This window comes from Ferrimonas lipolytica (genome assembly GCF_012295575.1).
GTDB classification, from domain to species: domain Bacteria; phylum Pseudomonadota; class Gammaproteobacteria; order Enterobacterales; family Shewanellaceae; genus Ferrimonas; species Ferrimonas lipolytica.
This window is the reverse complement of record NZ_CP051180.1, coordinates 3,901,030-3,918,339: the sequence shown is the minus strand read 5'-3', so window position 1 is coordinate 3,918,339 and position 17,310 is coordinate 3,901,030. Positions and strand designations below refer to the sequence as shown.

Annotated in this window: 16 protein-coding genes; 6 read left to right on the top strand and 10 right to left on the bottom strand. The window is 51.5% G+C overall.

Going from position 1 to position 17,310, the window contains the following annotated elements; all coding sequences use genetic code 11:
• Positions 1 to 17 precede the first annotated feature (17 nt).
• Entirely contained in the window at positions 18 to 368 is a 351-nt protein-coding gene (locus tag HER31_RS17765) for a glutaredoxin family protein (protein WP_168662689.1), read from the bottom strand.
• A gap of 82 nt (positions 369 to 450) precedes the next feature.
• Here HER31_RS17765 and HER31_RS17760 point away from each other — a divergent pair, with 82 nt between their 5' ends.
• Positions 451 to 1,344: a LysO family transporter gene (locus HER31_RS17760; protein WP_168662687.1), complete on the top strand. Its 894-nt coding sequence runs from the start codon at positions 451 to 453 to the stop codon at positions 1,342 to 1,344.
• 24 nt (positions 1,345 to 1,368) lie between these two features.
• Here the strand turns inward: HER31_RS17760 and HER31_RS17755 are convergent, their stop codons facing one another.
• From HER31_RS17755 to zntR, 3 genes are all read right to left on the bottom strand, one after another.
• Positions 1,369 to 1,683 carry a hypothetical protein gene (locus tag HER31_RS17755; RefSeq protein WP_168662685.1) on the bottom strand — a complete coding sequence of 105 codons (315 nt, stop codon included), beginning with the start codon at positions 1,681 to 1,683 and terminating at the stop codon, positions 1,369 to 1,371.
• A 324-nt stretch (positions 1,684 to 2,007) separates the two neighbouring features.
• Positions 2,008 to 3,327: an SO_0444 family Cu/Zn efflux transporter gene (locus HER31_RS17750; protein WP_168662683.1), complete on the bottom strand. Its 1,320-nt coding sequence runs from the start codon at positions 3,325 to 3,327 to the stop codon at positions 2,008 to 2,010.
• Positions 3,324 to 3,728: a Zn(2+)-responsive transcriptional regulator gene (gene zntR, locus HER31_RS17745; protein WP_168662681.1), complete on the bottom strand. Its 405-nt coding sequence runs from the start codon at positions 3,726 to 3,728 to the stop codon at positions 3,324 to 3,326. The genes HER31_RS17750 and zntR overlap by 4 nt, the downstream gene beginning before the upstream one ends.
• Before the next feature lie 290 nt (positions 3,729 to 4,018).
• Between zntR and purH the strand changes: the two genes are divergently transcribed.
• The gene (gene purH, locus HER31_RS17740; protein WP_168662678.1) at positions 4,019 to 5,611 is read left to right on the top strand and encodes a bifunctional phosphoribosylaminoimidazolecarboxamide formyltransferase/IMP cyclohydrolase; all 1,593 of its coding nucleotides are present in this window, start codon (positions 4,019 to 4,021) and stop codon (positions 5,609 to 5,611) included.
• Between the two features lie 266 nt (positions 5,612 to 5,877).
• Entirely contained in the window at positions 5,878 to 7,158 is a 1,281-nt protein-coding gene (purD, locus tag HER31_RS17735; RefSeq protein ID WP_168662676.1) for a phosphoribosylamine--glycine ligase, read from the top strand.
• Positions 7,159 to 7,231: 73 nt separating this feature from the next.
• Here the strand turns inward: purD and HER31_RS17730 are convergent, their stop codons facing one another.
• Positions 7,232 to 7,759, bottom strand: a complete 528-nt coding sequence (locus HER31_RS17730; RefSeq protein WP_168662674.1) for a hypothetical protein — start codon at positions 7,757 to 7,759, stop codon at positions 7,232 to 7,234.
• 459 nt (positions 7,760 to 8,218) lie between these two features.
• On the opposite strand from HER31_RS17730, the gene HER31_RS17725 reads away from it, so the two are divergent.
• Positions 8,219 to 8,464, top strand: coding sequence for a DUF2960 family protein (locus HER31_RS17725; protein ID WP_168662672.1), 246 nt, complete (start codon positions 8,219 to 8,221; stop codon positions 8,462 to 8,464).
• Positions 8,465 to 8,479: 15 nt separating this feature from the next.
• Here the strand turns inward: HER31_RS17725 and HER31_RS17720 are convergent, their stop codons facing one another.
• Both HER31_RS17720 and HER31_RS17715 read right to left on the bottom strand, forming a co-directional pair.
• A complete protein-coding gene (locus tag HER31_RS17720; protein WP_168662670.1) occupies positions 8,480 to 8,641 on the bottom strand; it encodes a hypothetical protein in 162 nt (53 codons plus the stop codon).
• A 74-nt stretch (positions 8,642 to 8,715) separates the two neighbouring features.
• Positions 8,716 to 9,585: a DUF1684 domain-containing protein gene (locus HER31_RS17715; protein ID WP_168662668.1), complete on the bottom strand. Its 870-nt coding sequence runs from the start codon at positions 9,583 to 9,585 to the stop codon at positions 8,716 to 8,718.
• Positions 9,586 to 9,747: 162 nt separating this feature from the next.
• On the opposite strand from HER31_RS17715, the gene HER31_RS17710 reads away from it, so the two are divergent.
• Positions 9,748 to 10,293: a DUF4136 domain-containing protein gene (locus HER31_RS17710; protein ID WP_168662666.1), complete on the top strand. Its 546-nt coding sequence runs from the start codon at positions 9,748 to 9,750 to the stop codon at positions 10,291 to 10,293.
• Here the strand turns inward: HER31_RS17710 and HER31_RS17705 are convergent.
• Entirely contained in the window at positions 10,290 to 12,671 is a 2,382-nt protein-coding gene (locus HER31_RS17705) for a helicase-related protein (protein ID WP_238786860.1), read from the bottom strand. The genes HER31_RS17710 and HER31_RS17705 overlap by 4 nt on opposite strands.
• A gap of 135 nt (positions 12,672 to 12,806) precedes the next feature.
• On the opposite strand from HER31_RS17705, the gene HER31_RS17700 reads away from it, so the two are divergent.
• On the top strand, positions 12,807 to 13,877 hold the full coding sequence (locus HER31_RS17700) for an HAD hydrolase-like protein (protein WP_168662664.1): 1,071 nt from the start codon (positions 12,807 to 12,809) through the stop codon (positions 13,875 to 13,877).
• A gap of 382 nt (positions 13,878 to 14,259) precedes the next feature.
• Here the strand turns inward: HER31_RS17700 and arsJ are convergent, their stop codons facing one another.
• Positions 14,260 to 15,498: an organoarsenical effux MFS transporter ArsJ gene (gene arsJ / locus HER31_RS17695; RefSeq protein ID WP_168662662.1), complete on the bottom strand. Its 1,239-nt coding sequence runs from the start codon at positions 15,496 to 15,498 to the stop codon at positions 14,260 to 14,262.
• Positions 15,499 to 15,757: 259 nt separating this feature from the next.
• The gene (locus tag HER31_RS17690; protein WP_168662660.1) at positions 15,758 to 16,765 is read right to left on the bottom strand and encodes an ArsJ-associated glyceraldehyde-3-phosphate dehydrogenase; all 1,008 of its coding nucleotides are present in this window, start codon (positions 16,763 to 16,765) and stop codon (positions 15,758 to 15,760) included.
• Positions 16,766 to 17,310: the final 545 nt, after the last annotated feature.

Genomic DNA, 17,310 nt, shown 5'->3' with positions numbered 1-17,310 from the left:
CCGCAGTAAGGGCCGGCTTAATTCGGCTCCGACACCCACTCGCTAATTCGATTGGGTTCAAACCCTCGCATTACTTTGCCTTTAACCACAATAAGTGGCACGCCCAAGCCACCGAGTTGACGAAACTCATCATTATTGCTGGTATCCGTTTCCACATCGATCTCAACGTAATCGATGTCGTTACGCGCAAAGTATCGTCGAGCGGAGGCACAGACCGAACACCAGCTAGCGCTATATAACAACACTTCGGAGTCGTATTTGGCTTGCATCTGGTTAGCGTAGCGCCCCGCTGCCGACAACTGATAACCAGCAAAGCCAAATAACACCACCACCACCGCAAACACCGACCACTTAACTCGCTTATTCAATTATTAACTCCTACTTGTTGCTAGCTATAGCGACTGTTAGCCTGTCCAACCTAGATTTTAGCCTAGTCCGTTGGAGCGCCGCTTGGACACCCTGATAATTCTGTCGCCATTAGCCGTCGGCTATCTGATAAAACTGTCGAAACCTCAATGGTTACAGCAGATTGACCGCAGTTTAACCGCTTTGGTTTATCTTATTTTAGCCATAATGGGCATGAACTTAGCGGGGATAGACAACCTCAGTGATGAACTTAACACCATCACTGCCGTGGTCGCGACCTTAGTTGGTCTAACTCTCGTTGCGAACCTCGCCCTATTGCCATTAATTGACAGAATCTGGCCGCTGCCAATTAAGACCAACAACACTGTAGGCCACCCGCTTAAAATGGCGGCGGAATCATTGCAGTTAGCATTAGTTGTGCTGGCAGGCTTCGTCTTGGGGTTGTTCGTTAAGATGAGTCCTACCCACCTCGACCAAATCGCCATGAGTATCTTGATGCTGTTACTGCTGTTGATCGGTATTCAAATGCGCGCCAGCGGCATGAGCTGGCGGCAAATCCTACTTAACCCTCGAGGCTTAGCCATTGCTGCCATTGTGCTGCTGACCAGTTTGCTCGCCGGTGCCATAACCGCGCTATGCTATTCGATGCCGATCCACCACGGTTTGGCGCTAGCCGCCGGAGTGGGTTGGTACTCGCTTTCTGGTGCCATGATAAGTCAGGAGCTTGGGCCAATAATGGGCTCAATTGCCTTCCTGTCGGATCTGGCTCGAGAGCTGATAGCAATTATTTTAATTCCGGTGCTGATGCAACGCAGTCCTGCCAGCGCCATTGGTTACGGCGGCGCCACTGCTATGGACTTTACCCTACCCGTAATCCAGCGCAGTGGTGGCCCAAACACTGTGCCAGTAGCCATTGTTGCAGGCTTTTTATTGTCTCTGGCGGGGCCAATTTTAATTCCACTGTTCTTAAACTGGTAGAGTCGTTGTAACTGCGTTCGGTGACTATTGGGTCACCGAATGAGCCGCTTTGATCTCAACCTCAGCAGCTTGCTGTTCGCACTGCCACCCCCAGCCTCGGTGCTTCTCAACCAACTCTAACGCCCGCACAAAACAATAACCCTCAGTATTGTGAGCGGTCCATAGGGTTTCAACACCGCCATACTTTTGATAACTCACTTCACAAGGCAAGCTCTCACCACTGGGGTATTGCACCTCAATCCGTCGCTCTTCACCACCTTTGCTGCAAACAAAGGTGTCGGGCTCAACCGCCACTGCAGCGGTTGCCGTAAGTGCCAATAACGCGATTATCGATTTCATTATCTACTCCATATAAAAAAGGCTGTGTCGTAGTTAAGTGTCGAGGTTTATATCAAGCCTTCGGCTTAACCGATTTCGGTGCTTTAGGGGAGGATGTCGCGGTGGCGACGGCCCCCAAAGGGGGAGCTCCCTTGCCTTAGGTCGCAGTCCAAAACGCTTCGCTGGACTGCTCCAATGCGGCAGAAGATCAACGGCGGTAGTGCTTTGCCCCTAGTATTGGGACTCACCTAGCCGGTGCTTTAACAGCATTGGAGAGAACAACACTTAGTTGCTACACAGCCATAAAAAAGGCGACCCACGGCCGCCTTATTATTCCTATCTCGATTAATGTGCGGTTGCGCCTAACCGCGCAGGAAGCTTAGTAAGCATCCCTTTGATCATCAACACGGCCAGTAACATTCCGCTACCGTATACCAGCGGGCCAGGCAACATACGGTGCTCTTCACCCACCATCGGCATGACTTCGAAGCCAAATTGCAGTACTGCCCAGTCAACGGCAAAACCAAACACCATGGCGGTACCGATAACACCACCAAGATAAGCCCACAGAGCACGTTTACCTAACTCGTTGCGAACAACACCCAAGGTTGCGATATTAGTAGCAGGACCCGCCATCATAAACACCAGCACCGCCCCTGGAGACACACCAGCGAGCAGCAGGCCCGCTGCAATTGGGGTTGATGCGGTGGCACAGATATACATCGGAATAGAAACCAACACCATCACCAACATCGCTACGATGCCAGTACCCCATTGGGCCAAAAAAGTCGCCGGCACAAAGGTATTCACCAGAGCGGCGAAGAACAGGCCAACCATCAACCAGAGGGTTGTATCTTTAACCAGATCATCAGCAGCGTACTTAATGCCCGCCACCAATTTTTGCACCACGTTTAATCCCTTTGGAACCTCTTTCTTACTGCCACAGCAGCCACCGGCTTTCTTTACCTTCGTATCGGCAGCCGTACTTGCGCAGCAACTGCTGGTTTTAGCTTTAGTTGGTTTTGGTGATGGTGCTGGTGCTGGTGCTGGTGCCACCATAGCCATTGGCGCTAATGATGGCTCCTTCGCCGCCATCGGCGTAAACGTAGGCTTAGCTTTGCTGGAGCAACAGCTGCTTTGTTCAGGCTTTGAGGCTTCAGCTTTGCTCGCGCAGCAGCCACTTGATTTTTCAACCGTTGCCGCTTCGGTTTTACTCGAACAGCAGCTTTTAGGAGCCGGTCCAGATTTTGGTGGTTCGTCGTCACGACCAACCAGCAGTCCTGCCACAATCGCAGAGGTCACCGCTGCAACTGGCCGTACTACTGCCATAAAAGGCCCAAGCAGTACGTATGAAACCGACACCGAATCAACGCCGGTTTCCGGGGTGGCCACTAAGAACGAGGTGGTGGCACTTTTGGATGCGCCGGAGCGACGTAATCCAACAGCGGCTGGGATAACGCCACAGGAGCACAATGGCAATGGCGCACCAAACAGCGCTGCTTTAATGGTTGGCTTAAAGCCGTTACCACCAAGCTGTTTTTCCATCCAACTCATCGGTACGAACATCTTGATCATGCCGGCCATAAACAGACCCAGCAGCAACCAAGGGGCTGAGTCTAGAAACAGATCAAGGAAGTTACTGGCTAATGCCAAGAGGGTGTTCATACGTTTGCCTCCAAGGCATCAAGAATAGAGCAGTGCTCAGCACTCTCTGAACCACCACAACAAGCCTTAGCTAATCCCTGCAGCGAGTCTCTAAATTGAATCAATTCATCAATCTTGGATTGAATAACATCGGCCTTCAATTCGACCATCCCTTTCACATCCTGACAAGCCCACTGCGAGCGGTTGTGGTCAATATTTATCAATTCTTGGATCTCGGTTAAAGAAAATCCGACCGACTTAGCACGAAGGATAAAACGCAGCTGTTTAGCGTCCTCTTCATTGTAAGAACGATAACCACTGTCGCTGCGACTGCTCGGCACCAGCAAACCATTTTTTTCGTAGTAACGAAGCGTATCGGTGTTGATCTGGTACTGCTTCGCTAACTCGCCAATTCGATACATAACCGACTCTCAACTCTAGTAATGGCTGAATTATAAACCTTAGAGTTAGGTCTAAGGTCAATAGCCATTGCGCCAATAACTAGAACAAACTGTTTTATAAATGATTTAGCCCAGATTTTGGTGACGCTATTGAGTAGAATACGCGCGCATCAGCACAGGGAGATTTTGTGAGGGTATTTCGCCAAACGCCGCTTGTAACAACGGCCGTTGCCGAAATGTCTTCCTTGCTCATAAAGCGTCACTAAGAGCGCCGTAATGAGCACCACCTTTAACAAGGATTCTGTACCCCTATGAACGCACCTCGTCCAATCCGCCGCGCCCTGCTGAGCGTGTCTGATAAAACTGGCATCAAAGAGTTTGCCCAAGCGCTAAGCGCACGTGGCGTTGAACTGCTTTCCACTGGTGGTACCGCCCGCCTGCTGGCTGATGCAGGCCTGCCTGTCACCGAAGTCTCTGACTACACCGGTTTCCCAGAGATGATGGATGGCCGCGTTAAAACCCTGCACCCAAAAGTTCATGGTGGCATTTTAGGCCGTCGTGACCAAGACGATGCCATCATGGCAGAGCACGGCATCAAGCCTATCGATATGGTCGTAGTTAACCTCTATCCGTTTGCCCAAACCGTTGCTAAGCCTGATTGCAGCCGCGAAGACGCCATCGAAAATATCGATATCGGCGGTCCAACCATGGTGCGCTCCGCTGCCAAAAACCATAAAGACGTTGCCATCGTAGTTAATGCTAACGATTACGACCGCGTTATTGCAGAGATGGACGCTGGCGAAGGCTCGCTGAGCTACAACACCCGTTTCGATCTGGCTATCGCAGCCTTTGAACATACCTCTGGCTACGACGGCATGATAGCCAACTACTTTGGTACCATGGTGCCAAGTTACGGCGATAATAAAGAGGGCGACGCTGAGTCGGTATTCCCGCGCACCGTTAACATGCAGTTCGAAAAGAAGCAGGATATGCGTTACGGTGAAAACAGCCACCAACGTGCTGCTTTCTATGTCGAAAACAATGTACAGGAAGCATCGGTAGCAACCGCGATCCAGCTGCAAGGTAAAGCGCTGTCTTACAATAACATCGCCGATACTGATGCCGCCCTTGAGTGCGTAAAAGAGTTCACCGCCCCAGCTTGCGTTATCGTTAAGCATGCCAATCCTTGTGGCGTTGCCTTAGGCGAAAACCTGCTTGAAGCCTACGACCGTGCCTTTAAGACCGATCCAACCTCAGCCTTCGGAGGCATCATCGCCTTTAACCGCGAGCTTGATGCAGCAACCGCCAGCGCCATTGTTGCACGTCAATTTGTCGAGGTGATTATCGCCCCAAGCATCGCTGACGAAGCCAAAGCCATTGTCGCCGAGAAGAAAAACGTGCGTTTGCTTGAGTGTGGCCAGTGGGACAACAGAACCACCGAATTTGATATCAAGCGCGTTAACGGTGGCTTGCTGGTGCAAGACCGCGACCAAGGTATGGTTGAACTGGATGACGTTAAGGTTGTATCCAAGCGCCAACCAACCGCCGAACAACTAACCGATCTGATGTTCTGCTGGAAGGTTGCTAAATACGTTAAATCAAATGCCATCGTCTACGCCAAAGGTGGCATGACCGTCGGTGTTGGTGCCGGCCAAATGAGCCGCGTTTACTCCGCTAAGATCGCTGGCATTAAAGCTGCCGACGAAGGCCTGACTGTACCGGGTTCAGTAATGGCATCGGACGCCTTCTTCCCATTCCGTGATGGCATTGATGCGGCCGCTGAGGCCGGCATTAGCTGCGTGATTCAGCCTGGTGGTTCAATGCGCGACGAAGAAGTGATTGCGGCAGCGGATGAACATGACATGGTTATGGTGTTCACTGGCATGCGCCACTTTAAACACTAAGGCCTTGGCTAGTCGATTGGACGCTGTGCTCAGATAAATAATTGGCTTCGCGTAGGGGCGGACACGTCCGACCGATTATGGCGACACGTCCGACCGGTTGTGGCAACACGTCCGACCGATTATGAGCGACACGTCCGACCGATTGTGAGCGACACGTCCGACCGGTTGTGGCGACGTTTATTGCAACATTGGCGAAGGTCACTCATGAGTGCCCCTACAAACAGAAAACTTCACGGCATGATGCCGCGATTTAAAGGATATCGAACATGAACGTGTTAATTATTGGCAGTGGCGGTCGTGAGCACGCACTGGGCTGGAAAGCGGCGCAGAATCCAGCGGTTGAAACCGTGTTTATCGCCCCGGGTAACGCCGGTACAGCAACTGAGCCAAAGCTTAAAAATGTCGCACTAAGCGGCAATGATGCCTTGGTTGCGTTTGCCCAACAGAACAACATTGAGCTGACTATTGTCGGCCCAGAGCAGCCGCTGGTTGATGGCGTAGTAGATGCCTTTCAAGCAGCGGGATTAACTATCTTTGGCCCGACGGCGGCAGCAGCGCAACTGGAGGGTTCAAAGGCCTTTACCAAAGACTTCTTAGCTCGTCATCAGATCCCAACTGGCGCTTACCAGAACTTTACCGAAATCGAACCGGCACTGGCTTATCTCCAGCAAATGGGCGCACCTATTGTAGTTAAAGCCGATGGCTTAGCGGCAGGCAAAGGGGTGATCGTGGCGATGACCTTGGCTGAAGCGGAAGCGGCCGTGCGCGACATGCTAGCTGGTAATGCCTTTGGCGATGCTGGCCACCGTGTTGTGATTGAAGAGTTTCTTGAAGGCGAAGAAGCCTCCTTTATCGTCATGGTAGATGGCGACAACATTGTGCCGATGGCCACCAGCCAGGATCACAAACGTGTCGGCGACGGCGATACCGGCCCAAACACCGGTGGCATGGGGGCCTACTCCCCAGCTCCAGTGGTAACCAGCGCGATCCACAACCGTATTATGGCCGAAGTGATTCGCCCAACCGTAACAGGCATGAAAGCGGAAGGTCACGCCTACACCGGCTTCCTCTACGCGGGCTTAATGATTGCTGCCGATGGCACCCCGAAGGTAATTGAATACAACTGTCGCTTTGGTGACCCTGAGACCCAGCCAATCATGTTACGGATGCAATCAGACTTAGTTGAGCTGTGCCTCGCTGGTGCTAACGGTGAGCTGGCTGGCAAAGAGGCCAAGTTTGACCCCCGCGCAGCGGTTGGGGTGGTATTGGCTTCCGGCGGTTACCCAGCAAGTTACGACAAAGGCTTTGCCATTTCCGGTTTGCGGAGCAACTATGTTGAAGGTGAAAAGGTGTTCCACGCTGGAACCGCCACACAAGATGACACCATCGTTAACGTTGGTGGTCGGGTACTGTGTGCAACCGCATTAGGTAGCAGCGTAACCGCAGCCCAGCAACGGGCGTACCTATTGGCTGATGAGATCAGCTGGAATGGCATGTTCACCCGCCGTGATATCGCTTACCGCGCTATCGCCCGAGAGCAAAGTTAACGTTGTTGCACACCTCAGATAGCAAAAACGGGCCAATCGGCCCGTTTTTCTTTAGCGGTTTAAACCCAACGAGTTATGCCGACGCGTGGTTTAACTCAGCATTTTGTTTCACAATCAGGTTGGCTTTGCTGTTGTGGTACAAACCAATTAGCAGCAGTTTAATACCAACAATCACACCAACAACGGTAGGTGTTGCTTCGCCCCATTGCCACAGCGCCACCACACCTAGGAGCAATGTACAGATGCCGTTAAAGCGCAACCAAGCGCTCTCTTCGTTGCCTTCGCTCTTCTTGTAAGCGGTAAAGCCAGAGTAAGCAAAGTACAAGCCCAACGCCAAGGTTAAGATCGCCATGCCAGCGCCGCCGTTAACCAGCAAGTTACCACCTGCTAGCGCTAGCAGAATCCCGCCAATGACCTTCAAAGCACCGCTAGAGGTGGTCATCAAGTAAACGCCGCCCCCCATCAACCCAAGCGCAAATGCCTTTTCCAGCAGCATGCTACTAAACAGCGGGAATAACATAGAAATGCCGCCGAGCACCAACAGTGCAACCCCAGCAAAACGATCAAACGAATGGTCCTGACGACCAGCCGGCTTATTCATATCACACTCCACATCCACAGTGTAAAAACAGATGTTACTGCCACCAGCAGATCATAACTGCGACGACAGCGGCGGCCAGTGCTACCGGCTCGCGCTTCAATACCCTGTTCCATTCGAGTTAGTTTTTAGCGCTAAGTTCCAAGGTAGGCAGAGATCATTATCGCCGCTGGAGCCTGCGTCATTGTCACACTTTCAGTTTATACCACCGGAGTCGTCATCGACAGAACCCCTTACAATTGTGATTGCTCACAAAAAAGTGAATTAACCGAATTTATTTCAATCAATTGAAAAAAAACAGCCATTGCTGCTAGCTGGCAACCAATTCACCAACTGCCCGCTAATATTGTGGTACAGCAAACGCTAAGCGGTTGATGAGGCCTGTCGATTTTTATGGCATCATTCGCCGCCGCTATAAAGATAGCACCACCTTTTGTTCCCTTGGATCCACCGGAGGCCTTCGTGGCACTGAAACTGCAATACACCTTTAAGGGTGAAACCAAAACCACCGGCTATGCCAACGACAAACACTTCAGCATGTTTGAGGCTGCCGCCAAGGCTGAAGGCTTTGATATTCGTCAGTATCAAGAGATGGAACACCAAGTACAGATGAGCACCCGCGATAAAAAGTCCCATCGCGATTTTCGTGACAACTATTTTAAAAATCTTGGCTTCAGCGAAGTTAAAGTAGTCCGCGAAGAAGACTAACCGCTATGGCGCGGCTCAGTGGTGTGCTTTTTTGTGGCGCTTACGCTTATGCCGCGTTTTGGTCGCACTGTTGGCGTGCCGTTTAACCGTGGATGGTTTGTTCGAAAACAATAGATAGGCGATCACGGCTAAGCCGATAATGATCAATAACGGGAACGCGAGTGACGAACTGGTCATGTTTCTTCCTTCAACACGAGAGCCAATACTGAGCTTGCCAGCAGTAGTAGCGACAAACCTTAGTTGAGATCACGTTATTGATGTTTCTCATAGGTTTCGCCAGCAGTGATGGCCACCGTTAGGGTGGGGTCTCGTAGTATTGGGCAATTCCAAAAGGTCGAACGGGCGCAATAGAAATTGCCACTGTAGTTAAAGTCCAACGCAAACGGTTTATCTAGCCCTTGGGGTACCTCAACATAAAGCTCTCGCCCACCACCATAGGTTTGTTCGCCATTGGTTTGATCTTTAAAGAATAGCATCAGTGATTGGTACGGCGGCTCAGCTTCACTATGATAAGCCGGCATCGACACCTGCGTCCCTTGCCATTTGAAACTGACCTGACCAATACGATAGAAGCGATTCTTCAGCCCTTGCACGGTTTGAAACATCACCGCTTCTGGTGTCGCCGCGGTAAAGTTGGCATCGACCTTAGCGTCTGGGTTGTAAGGGAAGAAATCATAGCCATCAAAACTGGCTACCTTGGGGTGCTGATTATCTCGAATAAAGGCGCGCATGCCGCCTTGGTACAACTCACCAACGGTAACCGATAAGCGCTCACTCAGCGCTAACTCTCCACCGGGGTTGAGGGTGTGACTGCTATGGTTCCAGACAATCTCGGCATGATCACCACTGTGGGTTAAACCAAAATCCAAACCAACCATCTTGTCACGCCAGCGGATCTCCTCGGGGCTTTGTTGACTCTGCAACCAAGTCGATTCGCCAACAGCTAGATATTTGGCATCTCGAATATTCAAAAACGATTTGTGCGGATCTCGCGCATGCTGATCGTTATCAGCACGCCAATCTAGCCACTGTTGTTTATCTTGTTGTTGGCTTTCACTTAAACCGCCTAGGCAACCACCTAGCAACAGCACTGACGCCACTATCCCTGCTACTCGCATCATGTTCTCCCTCAACGATGATTGCTACCAACGGCACTAAGTGTCTGCTGCTATTGATATTAACATCCACTCTAGCCTAAACCGACTAAGCCGCGCTACTGTATTGGTACGCACTCTATCCCTGAACCGTATCCAGCGACTTAACGCTGACGCCGAGGAGATTATATGAATCACATTACACGGTTGGCCCTGTTGCTCGCCCCACTTATTATTGCTGGTTGCAGCAGCAATAAGATCGACATCGACTATCAAACCGATGTCGACTTCAATCAACTTAACAGCTTTGTCGTTGCCTCCAGCGGTGACGCTCAAGAACCATTAATGATGGCGCGGTTGATTGAAGCTGCTACTGCTAACTTGGCGAACCGCGGTTGGCAACAAACCGACAGCGAACAAAGTAATGGCGTTACCGTCTACATCAGTACCAACAAAGAGTTACGCGCTAAAGATCCGGATATGAAGATTGGTGTTGGCGGCGGCAGTTTTGGCAGTAGTGGCGGAGTCAGCGGTGGCGTAAACATCCCCATTGGCGCCAGTGAAGAGCAGATTTTACTGCTCCGTCTGGACCTCGTTCAACAGGGAGAATTGCTCTGGCGTGGTAACAACGAGATGCGGCTAAGAGGTAATGACTCACCACAGAAGCGCAATAGCAAACTAACCACACTGGTCGAGCAGCTACTTGGTCAGTTTCCGCCGCAGCCAGTCAACTAACGAACGTCTACCACGCGGCTAGCTTTACGGTATTTCACCCGCCAGCCGCTCCATTTGGGTAGCTCCCATCGCTTTGGATCCATTTTGCGTCGGCCACTCGCGTATACCACGGTTACCAGCTTGCCTCGAGGTTGATACTCCACCGTCAGCTTTAACTCTGCCAAAGTGAGTTGCTGCGGAAAACGCTGCTCAAACTCCGCTCGCTGCCACTCAGGCACTCCGTCAAATTTGAGATCGTCCACCTCCAACAGCAACAGATCTTCCGCGCTTTCTACCCCTAAGTCTTGCAGCTGCTGCAGTAACCATTGCTGTGGCTCGATCGGCTCACCATCAGCCTCGCCTAATGCAAGATAGAGCGCCCACGCCTGAGCATCGGCCTGTAGTCGTGCTCCAACCGGAGTCATCTTTTTACCGGTCAGGATTTGCTCCACCAGTAACTCAATACCAAGCTCGCCCTCGACCGTTCGCCACTGCGAGCCAATAACCCGGCCAGCGTAGATGCGCTCATGCAATCGCTGCCCCTGTTCATCGGCACGGCGCTCACTTAGTTGTTCATGTCCAAGTTGAGCTTCGCATAATTGTGCTAACGAAATTGGCATCATACAGGTGGCTAAATTAAGGGTTTGGCGTACGCCCCGACCGGGCAATGCGAATTGGTCCAGCACCAACGCCGCTTCAGCCTCGTCATTAAAGCGGGTATCGCGACTGGGGCTAACCTCAACGCTGCCATTACCCAATGCCTCCCGCCTTTTAGTACGGCGAACAAAGGCCAACTCAGGCATCGCCGCAAGGATCGCGGCCAACCATGACGGCCTATCTAAATAGGATGCCGCCTGCAATTGCGGCAAATTTAATGTGGAGCGGATCTGCTGCGCCATCTGCCGCGCTTCGGCGCGCATATTAGCATCAACCGTTAATGCCTCTGGTGCCGATTCGCGGACGATCTTAACCAAGGTGGTGGCATCGCAAGGTATTGGTTGCCATTGCTGCAACGCCTTCATTGCTTCTTCACCTTTGGGCGCCTGCCATAAGCGCTGACCAATAGATAACGCCGCCACCAAATCAACCATCGCCTCTTGGTTGGTTTTGTTCTCCATCGCGCTAATAAGATGGGCAAACTGAGTATCTATAGGCAACCGATAGAGCCGACGACCATGCGCCGTTACCTTGCCATCAACATCGATTGCCTGCATCTGCTGCAGCTTTGCTGCCGCCAGCTGCAGCGATTTGGGCGGCAGGGTGTCGACAAAGGTAAGCTGGCCGAGCGCTTGCTCAGCGCAGGCAGCAGCTAGCATCGGCTCAACCAACTCTTCTCGCTGTAACTCCGGTGGCGTTAACGCCTCAAGCGGCGCAAATTGGCCCCACAGTCGCACACAACGTCCGGCGGCAATACGGCCAGCACGACCCGCGCGCTGCTGAGCCGACGCTTTGGAGATACGAGTCAACCCGAGCACGGTGCGGCCATTGCGCTGGCTGGTACGACGCTCCAAACCGGAATCAATCACTAAGGTCACTCCAGGGATGGTTAGTGAAGTCTCCGCCACGTTGGTCGCCAATACGATTCGCCGTTGTTTGTTTGGCGCGAGCGCCAGCTGCTGTTCGGCCTTAGTTACACCTGCATGCAGTGCCAACAACAAACAATTAGGTAGGGCCGACGTTAAACTTGCTTGGGCTTGGGTTATCTCTTTGCGCCCCGGCAGAAACACCAACACATCACCGTGGTCGTTATCGATGTGACTGAGCAGCGCAGACTTCAACCGTGATACTAAGTCGCGGTCACTTGGCAGGCTTTGGCTATCTTTAGCCTGATAGCTAATATCTACATCGAAACGACGCCCCTCGGCGTATAAGCGCTCGCCACCAAGATAGTTCGCCAAGCGCTCACCATCGACCGTGGCTGACGTCAGTACCAAACGATGCCCAGCCCCCTTTTGCAGCAATGCCAACAGCAGATCAGTATCCCAGCGCCGCTCATGAAACTCATCAATAATGACGGTGGTGAAATCCGCTAAACGATTCTCGTTGTACCACGATAGCGCTACCCCTGGAGTGACAAAGGCGACCCGAGTGTTGTCGTCCACCTGATTATCAAAACGAATCGAATAACCGACATCGGCTCGCCCTTGCCCCACGAACTCGGCGAGGGCGGTACAAGCAATTCGTCGCGGCTCAACCACCAATACTTTGCCCTGCTCTGCCGCCCACAGCGGTAATCGAGTTGATTTGCCCGAGCCGGTTTCCGCTTCAACCACCAAATGGTTTTGCGTTAATGCGGTAACAAAGTGAGAGTGAAGTGAATCGATAGGTAACAACAGCGACATAACAACAACGATAGATGAGCAGTGCCACCATTGTGGCAGAGCCAGTACCTGAGGCAACCTTAAACCCTGCTAAATACACGCTATTGCGCTAGTTAACTAAGCGGTCTGGCTCACGTCAGCACCGGTTGGTTTAGACCAAGGCCAGCTGCAATGGTATAACTTCAGCTCTTTGTTTGCCGACAGACCAACTCTATGCAACTCTCCTTCTCCGCGTGGCCAGCACCAAGCCACTCCTCATTGAAATACGTTGTTGTAATGGCACGTTATCAAGGGCAATGGATCCTAAGTCGGCATCACCAACGCCAGAGCTGGGATATTCCCGGTGGCAAAATTGACGCTGGCGAAACGGCAGAGCAAGCTGCCGCTAGAGAGTTAGTAGAGGAAACCGGCGCCAGCCAATTTACCCTAGAGCCGATTGAGCTATACCACGTGACCGACAATGCCGGTCACAGCGCGTCTGGGCTGCTTTGTGTTGCTGAAATTAGCGAGCTGGGGCCATTGCCAATCGGCAGCGAGATGGCAGAAATACAACAGGTTGGTGCTGCCCCCAATGCGACACAATTCACCCATCCATTGATCCAACCGCACCTGTTTGCCCAAGTAGAACTGCGCATGGCGTTATTACAACGGTTAAAGAGCTATAAACATGTAGTGTGGGATTGGAACGGAACCCTAGTCGATGATGCGCCACTGGCGGTGGATATCGTTAATCAGATGCTCACTAAGCAGCAACTGCCCACCACCACCCTAGAACATTATCGCGACCAGTTCTGCCATCCGGTCAGCGACTATTACGCCGCAGCCGGTTTCGACTTTGACCGCATTAGTTTTGATGAAATCTGTAGCTACTTTGGCAAGGCCTATCAGGCCAACCGCGATAAGCTTCAGCTCCACCCTGGCTGTTTGTTTTTGCTGCGGCAGCTAGCGACGGATCATCGTCAATCGATCCTATCGGCGGCGTCACAGTCGAGCCTTGAACATTGCCTTGAACATCATCAGATAACGCCATTGTTCGATTCGGTTTTTGGCCTCGATAACCATCATGCCGTCAGTAAAGTTGAACGAGGGCACGAGCTGTTAACACTGGCCAAGATAGCCAAATCCGACACCATTATGATCGGCGATACCGATCATGATCTCGAGGTTGCCCACGCACTCGGTATAGATTGTTTGTTGATTGCTTGTGGCCATCAATCAACCGCAACACTGCGCCAATTACATACGCAGGTGTTGCCTAACTGGCATGCACAGATCCACAACTAAAGGTTGGTGATAGGCAAACAAAAAGGCTGTGTAGCAACTAAGTGTTGTTCTTGCCAATGCTGTTAAAGCACCGGCTAGGCGCGTTTTGATACAAGGGGATAACACTACCGCTGTTGATCTTTTGCCGCATTGAAGCAGTCCAGCGAAGCGTTTGGGACTGCGTTCTAAGGCAAGGGGAGTTCCAAAGGGGGCGAAGCTCCCCCTTAATGCATACAAGAATGTGCTGTCGCCACCGCGACATAACCCTTTAAGAGTTCTGCAATCGGTAGAGCCGAAGGCTTGATATAAACCTAACCACTTAACTGTGACACAGCCAACAAATAAGCAGAGCCGCTGACCTATCATCAGCGGCTCTGCTTATTTCAACGTTACAGTTTAGCGATTAAGCCACTGCAGAAAGCCGCTTATTGCGCGGTAAGCCAATAGAGATGAGTACTGTCAGCGCTAAAAAGGCCACCGAGATCCACAAACACGCCGCCAAGCCAGCCATTTGGTAAACCCAGCCAGATAAGACTGTGCCAACCAAGCGTCCCATGGCATTGGCCATGTAATAGAAGCCGACATCCATCGACACTCCATCTTCGCCAGCGTAATGGACAATAAGAAAGGAGTGCAGACTGGAGTTAATGGCAAAAACTACCCCAAACAACATTAACCCGCCAACAATGGTGAACTGTTGCTGCCACTGATGGTGAATGCCCAACGCAACGGTTGCAGTAACTATCACCAGCGCACCGGCCCACAGCATGGCTGTACGACCATCCGGTGTATGTGCTTTACCAGCCGCACCAGTACCGGTGATTTTCGGGGCAAACCCCTGCACAATGCCGTAGCCAATCACCCACAATGCCAAGAAGCCGCCAACCCAGAGATGATCCCAGCCGAAGGTGCTACCAAGAAATACCGGTAGCGCCACCACAAACCACACATCGCGTGCGGCGAACAGAAACATACGCGCCGCCGATAGAATGTTAACGCTGCCGGATTTGGAGAAAATCTCAGTAAACTTTGGCTTGGTTTTAGCCTTACCAATATCACTACCAAGCAAACGAGCGCTCAGTACCAATACCAACGCCAGTAGCGCCGCCATAATAATCATCGATTGTTGGAAACCCACCGCCATCAGCAACAAGCCGCCAAGGAAGAAGCCCGCCCCTTTCAGGGCGTTCTTTGAGCCGGTGAGAATCGCCACCCACTTGTACAGGGTGCCGCTCTCGCCGCTAGGAACCAGCGTCTTAATGGCGCTTTTGGCGCTCATCTTGTTTAGATCTTTAGCGATACCAGACAGAGCTTGCGCCGCCATCACGTAGGGTACACTCAACATTGATGAAGGCACCGCCAGCATCAGCAGTGCCAACACTTGCATGCCAAGGCCAACATTCATGGTTTTGTTCAACCCCAGCCTGGCCCCCAAATAGCCGCCAACCAAGTTGGTGATAACCCCAAAGATCTCGTAAAACAGGAACAGCATCGCAATCGCCAACGGCGTATAACCAAGCTGATGAAAGTGCAGAACCACCAACATGCGCAAGGCACCATCGGTTAGGGTGAAGTTCCAATAATTGAACGTCACCAACAGGTATTGTTTTAGCTCACGACTGAGGTTAGCAAAGGCGTTCACAGTGGCTCTCTTTCCGGTAAATAGTGGTAATAATAAAATGGTTGGGAGCAGCGCTCAGGCGATAATCGCAGCTGCCTGAGCCAACGCTGCTTAGAGCACACCGCAAAAACGCCGTAGAATTACGCCATGGTTACCAAAACGTAGGGGAAACCGATAAGATGCTAGCAACCATTTGCACCGAGCCCTTGGGTTTGCCGCTCCAAATGATGGGCTCAAGGAATTAGCCACGCCCCCAGCTCACGGTTTCCACAAACGCCGTTTATAACCCTTGGGCGCAGACGTACTTGGCTAGCTCCATCGTACGATTAACATAACCCCATTCATTGTCATACCACAGGTACATCTTCACCTGAGTGTCGTTAACCACCATGGTCGATGGTGCATCAACAATGGAACTGCGCGGATCAGTGCGGTAATCGATGGACACCAACGGGCGCTCTTCAAAACCAAGTACGCCTTTCAGTTCGCCTTCAGATGCCTCTTTCAGCAGTGCATTAACTTCGGCTACCGAGGTTGGGCGTTCTACTTCAAATACACAGTCAGTTAACGAAGCATTACACAACGGTACTCGAACTGCATGGCCATTCAAACGCCCCTTCAGATCCGGAAAAATATGAGTAATGGCCGTGGCTGAACCAGTGGTTGTTGGAATCAAGCTTTCACCACAGGCGCGAGAGCGACGAAGATCTTTATGCGGTGCATCAAGAATGGTCTGGGTGTTAGTGATGGAGTGGATGGTGGTCATCGAGCCATGCTTGATGCCTAACTTCTCGTGGATAACTTTAACCGCTGGCGCCAGACAGTTGGTGGTACAAGAAGCAGCAGTCACAATATCGTGCTCGAATTTGTCGTACCAATCGTGGTTAACGCCAAACACCGCATCCAATACGCCCGCTTGCTTAACCGGCGCAGTCACGATGACCTTCTTAACGCCTTGATCAAGGTAAGCTTGCAGCTTCTCTTTGGTCTTAAATTTACCAGAAGCCTCAATCACGATGTCACAACCTGACCAATCGGTTTGCTCTAATTTTTTGTTAGCCGTAACCACAATTTTTTTATCGCCGATAGCGATACCATCGCCGTCGACACGGGCGTCGTAAGCCCAACGGCCATGAACAGAGTCAAAGGTCAGTAAATGCGCAGCTGTTTCAGCGTTACCAGCTGGATCGTTGATCTGCACAAACTCAAACTCTGGCCAGTCCCAGGCCGCACGCAATACCAATCTTCCCATCCGGCCAAAGCCATTAATGCCAACTTTTACAGTCATCGTTGCTCTCTCGCTTGTTCAATTGCCGCCACTATCAAATGCAAATATTACAGTTTGATGAAAGTGAAAAAATAAAACATACACTTTTTGATATATATTAAGTTTAGCCGCTTTCATCGACAAATAAAATCACTTTGGCAAAAAATACAATCACTACCGTAAACGGTAGCAAGGAGGGTGGCCTAAAACACTGACTACAACTATCGGTAAACACAAAAAAGGCTGCGTACCAACTAAGTGTTGTTGTTTCCAATGCTGTTAAAGCACCGGCTAGGCTAGTTTTGGTACAAGGGGATAGCACTACCGCCGTTGATCTTCTGCCGCATTGGAGCAGTCCAGCGAAGCGTTTTGGACGGCGACCTAAGGCAAGGGGGGGCTCCAAAGGGGGCGGAGCCTCCCCTAATGCATACAAGAATGTGCCGTCGCTACCGCAACATAACCCCTTAAGAGTACTGCAATAGGTAGAGCCGAAGGCTTGATATCAACTTCAACATTTAACTACGACACAGCCCCAAAAAAAGCGAGCGCGGTGGCTACCGGGCTCG